This window comes from Echinicola marina, from assembly GCF_020463795.1.
Lineage (GTDB): Bacteria > Bacteroidota > Bacteroidia > Cytophagales > Cyclobacteriaceae > Echinicola > Echinicola marina.
Genome location: NZ_CP080025.1, coordinates 4,503,135 through 4,516,425 on the forward strand (window position 1 = coordinate 4,503,135; position 13,291 = coordinate 4,516,425).

General features: G+C 39.7%; 8 protein-coding genes and 3 tRNA genes. 4 read left to right on the forward strand and 7 right to left on the reverse strand.

What is annotated here, in order from left to right; all coding sequences use genetic code 11:
• The 5 genes from KZP23_RS18190 to KZP23_RS18210 all read right to left on the reverse strand — a co-directional run bounded on the left by KZP23_RS18190 (window position 1) and on the right by KZP23_RS18210 (window position 4,267).
• Window positions 1-921, reverse strand: a complete 921-nt coding sequence (locus KZP23_RS18190; RefSeq protein ID WP_226333208.1) for a YihY/virulence factor BrkB family protein — start codon at window positions 919-921, stop codon at window positions 1-3.
• Window positions 922-1,002: 81 nt separating this feature from the next.
• Window positions 1,003-1,563 (reverse strand): 1-acyl-sn-glycerol-3-phosphate acyltransferase, encoded by a 561-nt coding sequence (locus KZP23_RS18195; RefSeq protein ID WP_226333209.1) that lies wholly within the window; start codon window positions 1,561-1,563, stop codon window positions 1,003-1,005.
• The gene (locus KZP23_RS18200) at window positions 1,560-2,363 is read right to left on the reverse strand and encodes a patatin-like phospholipase family protein (RefSeq protein ID WP_226333210.1); all 804 of its coding nucleotides are present in this window, start codon (window positions 2,361-2,363) and stop codon (window positions 1,560-1,562) included. The genes KZP23_RS18195 and KZP23_RS18200 overlap by 4 nt, the downstream gene beginning before the upstream one ends.
• Complete coding sequence (locus KZP23_RS18205; protein ID WP_226333211.1) at window positions 2,353-3,195, reverse strand: MBL fold metallo-hydrolase; 843 nt, start codon at window positions 3,193-3,195, stop codon at window positions 2,353-2,355. Before KZP23_RS18205 ends, KZP23_RS18200 begins: the two co-directional genes overlap by 11 nt.
• Window positions 3,196-3,319: 124 nt before the next feature.
• A complete protein-coding gene (locus KZP23_RS18210; RefSeq protein ID WP_226333212.1) occupies window positions 3,320-4,267 on the reverse strand; it encodes an acetyl-CoA carboxylase carboxyltransferase subunit alpha in 948 nt (315 codons plus the stop codon).
• A gap of 651 nt (window positions 4,268-4,918) precedes the next feature.
• On the opposite strand from KZP23_RS18210, the gene KZP23_RS18215 reads away from it, so the two are divergent.
• The 4 genes from KZP23_RS18215 to ilvA all read left to right on the forward strand — a co-directional run bounded on the left by KZP23_RS18215 (window position 4,919) and on the right by ilvA (window position 6,603).
• A tRNA-Asp gene (locus tag KZP23_RS18215) sits at window positions 4,919-4,992 on the forward strand.
• 38 nt (window positions 4,993-5,030) lie between these two features.
• A tRNA-Asp gene (locus KZP23_RS18220) sits at window positions 5,031-5,104 on the forward strand.
• 49 nt (window positions 5,105-5,153) lie between these two features.
• A tRNA-Asp gene (locus KZP23_RS18225) sits at window positions 5,154-5,227 on the forward strand.
• Between the two features lie 122 nt (window positions 5,228-5,349).
• On the forward strand, window positions 5,350-6,603 hold the full coding sequence (gene ilvA / locus KZP23_RS18230; RefSeq protein ID WP_226333213.1) for a threonine ammonia-lyase IlvA: 1,254 nt from the start codon (window positions 5,350-5,352) through the stop codon (window positions 6,601-6,603).
• An 83-nt stretch (window positions 6,604-6,686) separates the two neighbouring features.
• On the opposite strand, the gene KZP23_RS18235 is transcribed toward ilvA, so the two are convergent.
• Entirely contained in the window at window positions 6,687-9,782 is a 3,096-nt protein-coding gene (locus tag KZP23_RS18235) for a PKD domain-containing protein (protein WP_226333214.1), read from the reverse strand.
• Window positions 9,783-10,036: 254 nt separating this feature from the next.
• Window positions 10,037-13,126, reverse strand: a complete 3,090-nt coding sequence (locus tag KZP23_RS18240) for a PKD domain-containing protein (protein WP_226333215.1) — start codon at window positions 13,124-13,126, stop codon at window positions 10,037-10,039.
• Window positions 13,127-13,291: the final 165 nt, after the last annotated feature.

The following is a 13,291-nucleotide window of genomic DNA, read 5'->3' on the forward strand; positions in this document are numbered from 1 at the left end:
TTACGTTTCTGGATCTTCTTCCACTTCGACAATTTCCACCTTTACAGCTTCCTTGATGGGCCTGATACCCCGTCCAGTTTTCTCGGCAATATAATAGGTTATACTAGCCCCAAAGAGAAAGATAATCACCGAATAATATACCCACACCAATATAACCACTAAGGAACCGGCAGTGCCATAAGCACTGCCTATTTCACTATTTCCCAGATAAAAACCTATAAGGTATTTTCCCAAGGCAAATAAAACCATGGTAACCACTGCTCCCATCCAAACTGACCGCCATTTGACCTTAGCATCCGGCAAGATCTTATACATCAAGCCGAAGATGACGACCATTAAAGCCTGAGTAAGCACAAAATTGGTAATGGTGGTGAGATAGAAAGATGCTCCCTGTAAAATTTCAGCGAGGTGATTAAAAAAAACTACAATCAAAGCATCCACCACCAAGGAAACCAAAAGAATGAAGCCTATGGAGGCCACCATCGAAAAACTCAGCAAGCGGTTGATGATAAATTTAAGTAAGCCCTTTTCTGGCTTTGGCTTGATATGCCAAATATGGTTGATACTATTTTGTAGACTTACAAAAACCGTAGTAGCACTAAATGCCAATACCGCAATGGCTATTGACTTGGCAAAAAAGCCATCATTGTCCAAGGTGGCATTATAAATAATATCATCGATGGTCGCAGCACTCTCTGCCCCGCTTAATTTGGATATTTGGGTCAATAATTCTTCCCTTACAGTCCCCTCATTATAAAAGGTCGCCCCAATATTGATCAAAATAATCAATACTGCCGGCATGGAAAAAATGGTATAAAAAGCTGTGCTGGCGGCATAAGTCATAGAATCGCTTTTGGTAAAGGTCTGTACACTATCCTTTAAGATTCTGAAAACCGTCAACTTTTTTATTTTCTGGATCATAGACTAAAAATATAAACAGAAAAAAACCGGCACAAAAGCTGTACCGGTATTAATATGAAAATAATATCGATCAGATAATCCCTATCTTATGCCTTGATCTGGATATTTGCCCGTAACTGTACGGCCATATGCCTTCATTTCTTCAATCTGCTCATCCATATTGCCATTTGGATAAATAACAGGGCCGATACCTGCTTGCTTCTTTTTATAGTCCAAAAAACCAATCACCACAGGAACATTTGCCCCCATGGCCACGTGATAAAAGCCAGATTTCCAGCGCTTGGCATAACTTCTTGTACCTTCGGGAGTTACCATTATCACCAATTCATCCGCTTTATTCAGCATATCTACCATGGCTTCGGTATAGGTTTGTTTTCTTTTACCCGCTACCTTTTTTCTATCGATGGATATCCCTCCCAAGGCCCCAATAAACCAGCCCAAAGGACCAACCATCACTTCTTTCTTGATAGTAAATCTCACAGGTACATCCATAATATAAAAGGCTGCTCGTGCATAAAGCAAATCCCAATTGCTGGTATGGGGAATAGCAATCATCACTGCTTTTTTAAGATCCTTGGGCCAAGCTCCAGCCACTTTCCAACCAGTAATCCAGAATACAAAACGGGCCAGTTGTTTCATCATTTGTTAGAAATAGTTTTTTCCACCTGGCCCAAATCAGCCAGGCTTGGATGGTTAATAATATAATTTTTGGCAGCTTCATAACCTGCCTTGAATAGTTCTTTCGCCTTTTTCAGGTCAAAAACCCCATATTGGGCCAGACCTTCTGCCTCTATAAAATAATCACATTTGGCCCTTCTATTGTACACATTATAGTTCATCGACATGATCACTGTTCTTTCGATCAAACTCTTTATATTGCTCACATTGGCCACATCAGGTAAGTGGTTACAGTTTACCCCGATGAGCCAGTCACTCTTATCTATCAAAGGCTCTACAGGCATATTGTTCAAAACTCCTCCATCAATATAAAAATCTCCCTCAATTTCAATAGGTTCGAATATGCCTGGTATACAAGTAGAAGCCATTAAAGGCCTGATAAAATCCCCTTCGGTAAAATACTCCACCCTACTCTTTTTGAGGTTTGTTGCGGCTATGCTCAGAGGCTTTTTCAGGTCGGAAAAATTATTGTTGGGCATATGCACCCTATATAACTCTTCCAAGACTTCCATTTTCAGAATGCCTTTGCGGCTTATTGCTGGCCTTACAAATTTAAAATAATTGGTATTGATAATGATCTCGAAAATCTCATCAGGAGCATAACCATAGCAATACATGGCACCCACAATAGCACCTGCACTGGTACCAGATACCAAATCGGGGTAAATTCCGGATTCTTCCAAGGCCTTGATCACGCCTAAATGAGAAATACCTCTTACACCACCTCCAGATAAAGCTATAGCAATCCTAATTTTAGAGTTCACTCAATGAAAATGTTTGGTCTAGCCTCACTCCTTTTTCAGTCATTTTCACTGTACAGCATTCATGGACAGGATCATGTTCCAAAAAAAGGATATATTCTTTTTCTGCTGCTTCCTCCAAAAAAGCCTTCTTTTCATCTAAGGTCTTTAGCGGCCTGGTATCATACCCCATCACATATGGCAAAGGAATATGACCTACCGATGGAAGCAGATCTGCTGCAAAGATAATGGTTTTTCCTTTGTACTGGATCTTCGGAATCATCTGTTTGTCCGTATGTCCATCCGCAGTAAAAAACTCAAAGCCAGAAAACAAAGTAGGCATTTCCAAATCCAAAAAGCCCAGTTGCCCGCTTTCTTGCATGGGCCATATATTCTCCTTCAGAAAAGAGGCCTTTTCCCTTGCATTGGGTACAGTCGCCCATTCCCAATGATCTTTATTGGTCCAATATTGAGCATTGGGAAATACCATTTCCAATTGTTCAGTACCTGTCTTATACTGGACTCCACCACCACAGTGGTCAAAGTGAAGATGCGTCAAAAAATTATCAGTGATATCATTTCTTGTAAATCCAGCTTTTGCCAAAGAACCATGTAAACTATCCTCACCATGCAAGTAATAATGTGAAAAGAACTTTGCACTTTGCTTATCACCAATCCCATTATCTACCAGTACCAAGCGGTCTCCCTCTTCTACTAAAAGACAGCGCATAGCCCAATTACAAAGATTGTTTTCATCAGCCGGATTGGTTCTTTGCCAAAGTGATTTGGGCACTACCCCAAACATAGCCCCTCCATCCAATTTAAAGAAACCTGTATTGATCACATGTAATTTCATAAGCTCATTATTTTACAAATATAAATAACTGATATACAAATAGATAAACTATATAATTTAAAGTGAAAAAATAAAAAAACCTCTGTATAATACAGAGGTTTAAATGATATCTTTAGTACGCCTCCTATTCGTTAACGACGCCCATACTCGAAAACTTATCAATTCTGGATTCAATTCTTTTCTCAGGCTTCATTTTATCCAACTCCTTCAAAGCTTCCTGAATACTCGTTTTAATAGTGGCGGCCATGGCCTTCATATCTTTATGTGCCCCACCCAAAGGTTCTGGAATAATTCCGTCAATTAGTTTGTTGTTTTGCATATCAGAAGCGGTGAGCTTTAATGCTTCTGCAGCTTGCTCTTTATAATCCCAGCTTCTCCAAAGAATGGATGAACATGATTCAGGAGAGATCACGGAATACCAAGTATTCTCCAACATCATCACCTTATCTCCTATCGCAATTCCCAAGGCACCACCTGATGCTCCCTCTCCGATAATGATACAAATCACGGGAACCTTCAACATAAACATCTCCTTGATGTTTCTTGCTATAGCTTCACCTTGGCCTCTCTCTTCAGCTTCCAAGCCAGGGAATGCACCGGGAGTATCTATCAAAGTAACAATTGGTTTACCAAATTTTTCAGCCATTTTCATCAGACGAAGCGCCTTACGATAGCCTTCTGGATTGGCCATGCCAAAATTCCTTTCTTGCCTTTGCTTGGTATTACGGCCTTTCTGCTGACCAATAAACATTACCGTACGTCCGTCGATATCTCCAAGGCCACCAATCATGGCTTTATCATCCTTTACATTTCTATCACCATGAAGCTCTATAAAGTCATTGGTGATCTCATAAATGTAATCCAAGGCATATGGTCTGTCCGCATGTCTTGACAGTTGAACCCTTTGCCATCTGGTTAAATTTTGGAATGTTTCTTTCTTCAAAGTTTTTATTTTTTCTTCCAAAGACTGAATATCGGCTGACAAATCGATCTCTTTGCCTTTAGCCAAATCCTTCATTTCCTGAAGTTTAAGCTCTAAATCAGCAATTGGCTTTTCAAATTCTAGGACCATGTTTAATTATTTTAACCAAAACAAAGATAAAAAGATTATCCCGAAGAAAAATCTTTGGCCTACAGTCTTTTGTCCTCTAGCCAAAGATCAGCAAATGTTTCATTTTGCACAAACTCCCTAAAATACTATTTATCAATCAATTAGGAAATCAGTCATTAAACGCATAATTATTTTGGTTTTTGCAATTTGATCCAACTATGAAAATAACCCATTCCAATTAAATAAGTTGCTAATAGGTCTCGATAAAAGTTAAAATAAAGTTTTCCACAGCATTTTTTTAAACCCAATAACCAGCCCAAAACTTACTACGGACCACTGCTAAAAAACATGAGGGTTTCATCCATTCTAAAAATTGACTTTCAAAGTTAATAACTGATCTTGTTTTGCAGATACAATACAACAGACAAAATAAAGTCTTACTGGATAAATATCAGTAATAGATAAACTTATTGAAATTGGTTTTTCACCAAATATTAGCAGATAAATTTGCCACACCTGCGTAATAATGGTTAATGAGTGAAAAATTATTTAGCTGAAAAAGAGGGGGATTAGGGTATGGCACAAATATTTTTTTACAATGGGGTTTTGCTTTAAAGAACAATACTACTACCTTTGCATCACTTCAAACGAGGAGTGATAAATATTATTAACGGAGTGGTAGTTCAGTTGGTTAGAATGCCTGCCTGTCACGCAGGAGGTCGCGGGTTCGAGTCCCGTCCATTCCGCTTAAAAATTTTATTGAAAGAAGTTAACCTATTATCAAGGAGTGGTAGTTCAGTTGGTTAGAATGCCTGCCTGTCACGCAGGAGGTCGCGGGTTCGAGTCCCGTCCATTCCGCTAGTTTTACAAAAGAGAATAAATAATAGTGTTAACTGATTTTATCAAAGGAGTGGTAGTTCAGTTGGTTAGAATGCCTGCCTGTCACGCAGGAGGTCGCGGGTTCGAGTCCCGTCCATTCCGCAAAAAGCCTTGCTAAGCAAGGCTTTTTTGTTTTTAAAGCTATTTACTGATGAATTATCTTAAAGAAATCAGTGGATGCAGCGTATATTTATATGGACTATTAGTTATCTGTAAATAAAACCATGAGTGATTCTGTTTCTTTTGAAGGTATCGTTCAAGCGAGTCATGTTTTGGCCAATGTGGTCACCCCTACTCCTCTTCAATACAATTACCAATTGAGTGAAGAGTATGGCTGTAATGTTTACTTAAAAAGAGAAGATCTCCAAGTAGTCAGATCTTATAAACTTAGAGGGGCTTATCATAAAATCGCAAGTTTAAGCGATGAAGAAAAAGCTCGTGGAGTGGTCTGTGCCAGTGCGGGCAACCATGCTCAGGGTGTGGCTTTTGCCTGTAAGAACCTCGATATAAAAGGCACTATTTTCATTCCCTCCACGACTCCTGCCCAAAAAATCAACCGAATGAAATTATTCGGAAAGGATAAGGTGGAAATCATACTGGCGGGTGACACTTATGACGACGCCTATAAAACTGCCTCCGATTATTGTGATGAAAAAGGAGCTGTATTTGTGCATCCTTTTGATGATCCCAAAGTTATTGAAGGTCAAGGTACAGTAGGCAAAGAAATTCTGGAAGAGGCAAAATTTCCAATAGACTATTTATTCTTGCCTATCGGAGGGGGAGGATTAACAGCTGGAGTTTCTACTTATTTCGAAAGGACAAGCCCTTCTACCCTGATTATTGGTACAGAACCAGAGGGCGCTCCCTCCATGTTGACCTCCATTAAAAACCACAAAAACACCGCTTTGGAAGAAATAGATGGTTTCGTGGACGGAGCGGCTGTAAAGAAAGTAGGGAACCTTACCTTTGAGATCTGTCAGAAAAATCTGGATGAGATGCTTTTAGTTCCAGAAGGGAGAATCTGTACAACCATTTTGAACCTTTATAATAATGAAGGCATAGTGGTAGAGCCGGCTGGCGCCATGACCTTGGCCGCTCTTTCCTTATATGACAAGAAAAAGATAAAAGGTAAAAATGTAGTCTGTGTAGTAAGTGGTGGAAATAATGATATCATGAGGACTGCAGAGATCAAAGAAAGGTCACTGCTCTATGAAGGCTTGAAACATTATTTTATGATTCAATTTCCACAAAGACCAGGGGCACTGAAGGATTTTGTCACCCAAATATTAGGTCCCAATGACGATATTGCCTATTTCCAGTTTACGAAAAAGAACAATAGAGAAAATGGTCCGGCAGTGGTAGGAATAGAACTTAAAAACCCCAATGATTTGGGTGGTATTTTTGAACGGTTAGATGAAAACCGCTTCAAATACAACTACCTAAATGACAATCTGGATCTATTGAATTTACTAATGTAATCCAAGCCAAGGCTTTTACAAAAACAGCCCCGAAACCTATTTTCAGAGCTGTTTTGTTATTTGTTATATGCAAGCTAATCAATCTAATAGACTACAGTAAACACCCCTCTTTGCTGTTCTGTTATGGAATTCCCTTCCAACACATAAGCGTATTCTATCAAATAAGTATAAGTACCTGTGGTAGCATAATTGTCACCTACCTTACCATTCCAAGGCGTAGTCCCTGTGAAAATCAACTCACCCCATCTATTATAAACAGAAAGTTCATAATTTAAATTACAGTTGGAAACAGGTCGGAACAAACTCTTCTCCCCATCATCTGTCGGGTCAAAGCCTGTTGGCATCCTTACAATAGGAGCTGCTTCAGGCATTTCAGCGGTACCCAAGCTGACACAGCCATTTCGGTCCAAAACTGACACACTGTAATCCCCTTTCGGCAATCCCTCAATTTGGGCCTCTGTGCTTTGGTCATAATCCCATGTAAAGCTAAAAGGCCCATTTCCACCACTGGGTACTGCCAACAAAATCCCTGTGGATTCTCCCGGACAGCTTTTCCTTACTACCTCCATATCAACCAAAACAGGCTCAGGACTAGGTATTTCAATTGGAAGCTCTACTTGACAGTTATTGGCATCAGTAATGGTAAATGACTGCGCTCCTCCTGCTAGCCCTGTTAAATAAAACTCATTTGATTGAAAAATTGCGGATTCATTGTCAATGAGATAGGGCGCTACACCACCACTTACTTGAATCCTAAGCGTTCCATCTTCTTTTCCATAGCAACTTGTACCTACTATTTGGACAACCTCACCTTGAAGTTGCTCGGGCTGTGTAATTTCAATATTCTCATGTACAACTTCACATCCCTTACTGTCCTTCACCATCACCGAGTATACTCCTGCTTCTAATCCCTGGGCTGAATTGGTAGACAAAGCATCATCATGACTCCACTGGTAAATATATGGACCATTACCACCACTGGTATTGACCACGATTTCCCCTTCATTTCCACCAAAACATCTAATATCTTGTTTAGTATATTGACTGATAATTTCTGGATAAACTTCTACCTGTAATTTTTCAGAAACTCCTGCACACATGGCATCCAGTAAGCTGATTTCCTGATACCATAATTCCCCTTGAATACCAGGATCAGTCCATCTCACTTCCACCCGTTCAACATCTGAAACTGAAATAATTTCACCTCCTGTAATAAACCACTGATAGCTCCTCTCAGGTGCTTCTTGGGAAACCTCATAAATGTATACCTCGCTAGCATCATAACAGATTTCCACTGGACCTATAGGTGCTTCTGGTTCAATACTTTGGTCAATTTTCACTTCTAATAAGATCAGCTCTCCCGGGCAGCCACTTTCTGTATAGGGCTGTGCTGCAATATATGCCATATCATTGGCCTCTCCCCATAATACCGTCACGGATTCTGAATCGGATTCCAATAGTTCGCCACCAGATACTTCCCAATCCACACGAGCAATATTTTCAGTATTGACCAGCTGATAGGTGATTTCATCTACATCTGGACATACCATCGTAGCTCCCACAATCTCCCCAGAGCTTTCTAACACATTTACCTCAAAAGTGATATCTTCTTGTTGCTCACATGAATTTTCACTAACTGAAGCGGTTACAGTCACGGTATATTCACCTGGGGTTTCAAAAATATGATTCACCTCCTGCCCTTCTTTTATTACTGACCCATCCCCAAAATCCCATGTAAAATAAGTGAAAATGGGGTTTTCAGGTGCTATCCCCCATAATGAGCTTGCATTTAAACAGGCTACCTTATTCCCCACCACCTCAAACTCATATTCAGGTTCTACCAAAAAATTGAGATTCTCCAAACTTGCCCCTACTGAATAACCATAAGACTCAATTTCCCCAAAGCCATACACATAAGCAATAAATCCTTCAGGATTACTCAATTTGTGGGTTCCGCTATAAATATTGATTCTCGCAAATTCATAATCTGGATTGAAAGGAACAGGGCTAAATTCACCCGAAATATCCCTTCCGTCCAAGCGTGTTTGGTCTACAGCTGAGCTGGCCACTATAATATTTACATAATTATATTGAATCTGCTGTACACTCATCGCCTCAAAAGTGACGCTAGTCAGCATTTGCTCATTGGGACTATAGGTGATCATAAAAGGATCCCCTAAATTTTCATATAGCGCTGAGGATAAATTACAGTTTTGACTCTTGGAAAAAGTGGTTACACAAATAGGCTTATCGCTTTTTATAAACCTGATGTCCTGAGATCCTAGTTCAAAATTTTTAAATTCCCCTTGATCCAAATTGCCTACATTTGTGCCATTCATGGTGATTTGAGTTCCATCCTCGGCAGCAATTATTTTGACCAATTCACCAGATGAACGGTCCTTTAATGGGATATGGATAAACTCTGTTCCCCAAGTATTTATAGGATACATCTGCTGGAACAAATGGTCATTGGCATTTCCACACTTTCCTACACCTGTCCATTTATTTCCACCAAAAACCGCCACATTTTTACAATCATCTGCATTGGTACCTATCACCCTCACCCGACTACCTGTCAAATCAGCCCTTGCTTTTAATTGATAAGTTTGACCAGTATTCAAAACCACCTGAAATGGCGTATCGGCCGCTTTACCATCTATGGTTCGCTCACTAGGTGTGATTTCCACGGTCGTATTATCTTCAACGGCCACCACCATAAACAAACTCTCGTTATTGTTATTCAGGTTTCCATTACCACCATTGGGAGTGGTTTCAAAATGAGAAGTAATATAATATTCCTTGCCAAGTGTGGTCACCGGAAGTACAACTGTCCCGTCAGCGCTTCTTAGCCTTTCATTAAATGCATGCACAGAAATTTTACCACTTGAGGTGATATAAATACCCTTGTTTTCTACCCTGCCAGAATTTCTATTTAAGAGGTCCTGTTGAGGTTCTGGAACTCTTAAGGTATAATTTTGACCCGCCTGTAAATTAAAGTTATAACTTAATCCTGGATTGAAATTACTGAGGTCTATCGTTCCTTGGGCTGCTTCATTGGCCGATATCACAATTACGGCAGTTCCATCTTGCCCATTGGTATTGTTTTCCATAAAGCCAAACCAAAACTCCTTCCCCACAGTGGTTAACTGACCATAGACCGTATGGGTACTAAAAATCATTAATACGAATGCGATTGACAGAATGTATTTGGTATACCTCATTTTGGACTTAGTAATCCTGATTTATTATAAAAACATTTCATGAAAATAGGTGAATTAGAGCCTATATCAATTGTTTGGAAGGCTAATTATATCATTATTTCTTATAAATTCTACCAATATGACCCCAATTTAATTTTAGGATGATCATAATTGATCAAAAGGTGGATCATTTAACCTGAAGAAAAAATAGCCAGTAAGCTTTACTGTTTTTATTAATCAATAACCTGGAATGTTCCCTTAATATTTTTATTAATCTGTTTATCTTCCAAACGATAGGTATACTCTAGTACATAATTATAGGTATCTGGAAGGGCTCTCTCACCAGCAACTGTTCCATCCCAAGCCTGATTTCCCATATAAATCAACTCGCCCCACCTGTTATAAATGATAATTTTAAATACAAGTGGACAGTTAGAAACCGGTTCAAAATATGGCACCCCACTGTTATCACTTGGTCTAAAGCCATTTGGCATCCTGACCGTCGGGGCCATTTCATCGAGTTGGGCACTTCCAAAACTAATACAGTTGTTTTGGTCTGTGACCGTAACGGAATAGCTCCCCTTGGGAGCATTAATCAAATGAGCAGTTGATTGATTTTCATAATCCCAAGTATAAGCGAATGGCTCAAGGCCACCACTCGGAACCGCAATCAGTTCTCCGTCCGCTTCACCAGGACAACTTCTTCTCAATACCTCTATTCCAACTTCCAAAGGTTCAGGGCTGAAAATTTCAAGACTAATGGGGATTGAACAGCCATTTTGATCTACAATTATAAATTCATGATGGCCACCGGATAAGCCTGCCAAAGACATTTTTCCTTGTGACAGCATATAATTATCATAATCTATGGTATAGGGTTTCGTTCCTCCCCTAATTTCCAATTCAGCAAGTCCATCTGCACGACCAAAACAACTGGTTCCACTTAACGATACTATATCTGCTTGTAAAAGTTCTGGGTATACAACCTCTATATTATCCATTCTTTTTTGGCAGCCATTGGCATCTTTAACTGTAACACCATATATACCTGCAGGCAGGCCTTCAGCCTTTGAGGTGGTTAAAGAAGGATCGTGGTCCCAAGAAAATGAAAATGGGGCAACTCCTTCCCTAGGTTCCAGTGCAATAAAAGCGCTTTGATCGTCGAAACACAAACCATTTTGCACAGTAACATCAAATTTAATCTCTTCCTTTACATTTACAGCAAGGATATCCGATATTCCACTACATTCTCCCCCATTTGATTCCTCAAACCATAGCTCACCTGTTATTCCAGCCTGATTCCAACTCACTTCTACCAGTGTGTCATTCTTCACGGAAATAATTTCCCCTCCCGACACATACCAGTCCACCGTCCTTCCACTTATTACATTATTAGCCATATATTCATAATGAATATCCGGATCAAAACAGACTTCCTCAGCTCCTATAGGGATCTCCGGACGGATATCATTGCTAATATTTACCTTGAGAACTATAGGCTCTCCAGGACAGCCCTCTATAGTAAATGGCTGAACAATCAGTGCTGCATCCTCATTATTTTCTCCCCATCTAATGCTTACCTCTTTATCTTCCTGATGGATAATTTCCCCACCTTCTACTTTCCAAGTAAAGTTTTCAATACCAAGTTCATTGGTTAATGCATAATCCATTTCTTCAAATGGACAGGAAGTTTCAGGGCCTGTTATTTCACCATTTGTTTCCAATACCTCAACTTCAAAAACTACTTCTTCCTGTTGGTCACAGGAAGACTGGCTTACTGCGGCTAGGATCGATATGGTATAAGTTCCTGGTTCTTTAAAAATGTGGTTCACTTCATTTCCTTCCTTTTTTTCCGAACCATCTCCAAAATCCCATTGAAAATACGTAAAGATCGGATTTTGGGGGACTATTGACCACAAGGCCCCTTGATCCAAACATGCTACTTTCTCTCCGAAAACGTCAAATTCATATTTAGAATCCACCTCAAAATTAAGGTTTTCCAAATTTGCACCTACAGAATAACCATATGATTCCAGATAGCCAAAGCCATATACATACCCTATAAAACCATTGCTATTTTGTAAACGATGTGAGCCGCTACTAATCTCGATCCTGGCATAGGAAAAATCAGTATTGCCAGGAACCGGTTTAAATTGGTCGCCAATATTCTGCCCATCCAAAGTGGTTTGACCGGCCCCATCGGTGAAAGCGATGATGTTTACATAATTCTGTTCTATCGAAATAATATCCAATGCCTCAAAAGTAACATCCTTTAGCAGCTGCTGATTGGGACTCAGGCTGATCATAAAGGGATCACCATAGGTGGACAATGCTTGGCTCTGGTCATTGCACATTTGGCTTTTAGCAAAAACGGAAACATCAGCGGGTTGGCTCGTTTCAATTTGGACAACCTCATCCATCCCAAAATCCAAAGCAGTATATTCTCCTGCTGCCAAAGTGGTATAATATTGTCCATTAAGATTGACCTCAGTACCATCGGAAGCAGCTAGTACTTTGACCATTTCTCCAGAAGTTCTCCCTCTAAAGGGCACATGTATAAACTGTGTTCCCCATGTGCTGATGGGATAAATTTGCTGAAACAAATGATCATTTGCCTCACCGCATTGCCCAACACCTGTCCATTTATTCCCTCCAAAAACAGCTATATTTTTACAATCATTGATATCATCTCCCAATACCCTCACCCTGGAACCACTAAGGTCGTCCCTGGCTCTGAGCTGGATACTCTGCCCTTCATTGAGCACCAATTCAAATGGCACATTTGCTGGTTTCCCATCATCGGTATTGACCGATGGAGTTATTTCAACTCTGGTATTATCTTCAACACCTACAACCAGCAATAAACTTTCATTTTTGGCATTGAGCTCTACCAAAGGATTATCGCTTCCAGGCGAAACCTCAAAATGTGAAGTCACCAAATAATCTTTGCCCAAAGTGGACAATGGAAGAACCACCGTTCCATCTGCACTTCTATATCTTTCATTAAAGGCATATACAGAAACCTTACCCTCTGAAGAAACAAACACTCCCTTATCTTCAACAATACCTGAGGAACGGTGCATCAGGTCTTCCTGATAGGTGGATATACGCAATGTATAACTTTGCCCAGCCTGTAAATCAAAACTCTCCGTCCAATTAGGACGAAAATTGCTTAAATCAATGGTGCCCTTTGCAGCCTCATTTGCTGTAATTATCAAAACTGAATTACCGTATGATTCTTCAGTAAAGTTTTCCATAAACCCCACCCAAAATGCCTCTCCTACTGTTGTTAATTGTGCTGTGGCAGTCTTAATGCATATCATGCAAAAAGTAAAAGTGAATAAAAAAAATAATGATAAGGACTTCATTTTAAACAATACTATTAAAGGTCTGTAGTAATAAACTATTTATTGATTGGTAAAATTCTAAACATTATTGGTAATTGCAAATTATTTAATTTCTGATTATCCGCAATGATGCCAGTAACC

What these genes read in the sequence shown, in the direction of transcription:
- KZP23_RS18240 (WP_226333215.1), bottom strand. Translation starts at nt 13,126, where the DNA reads ATGATATGCATTAAGACTGCCACAGCACAATTAACAACAGTAGGAGAG.
- KZP23_RS18205 (WP_226333211.1), bottom strand. Translation starts at nt 3,195, where the DNA reads ATGAAATTACATGTGATCAATACAGGTTTCTTTAAATTGGATGGAGGG.
- KZP23_RS18235 (WP_226333214.1), bottom strand. Translation starts at nt 9,782, where the DNA reads ATGATTTTTAGTACCCATACGGTCTATGGTCAGTTAACCACTGTGGGG.
- KZP23_RS18195 (WP_226333209.1), bottom strand. Translation starts at nt 1,563, where the DNA reads ATGATGAAACAACTGGCCCGTTTTGTATTCTGGATTACTGGTTGGAAA.
- KZP23_RS18210 (WP_226333212.1), bottom strand. Translation starts at nt 4,267, where the DNA reads ATGGTCCTAGAATTTGAAAAGCCAATTGCTGATTTAGAGCTTAAACTT.
- ilvA (WP_226333213.1), top strand. Translation starts at nt 5,350, where the DNA reads ATGAGTGATTCTGTTTCTTTTGAAGGTATCGTTCAAGCGAGTCATGTT.
- KZP23_RS18190 (WP_226333208.1), bottom strand. Translation starts at nt 921, where the DNA reads ATGATCCAGAAAATAAAAAAGTTGACGGTTTTCAGAATCTTAAAGGAT.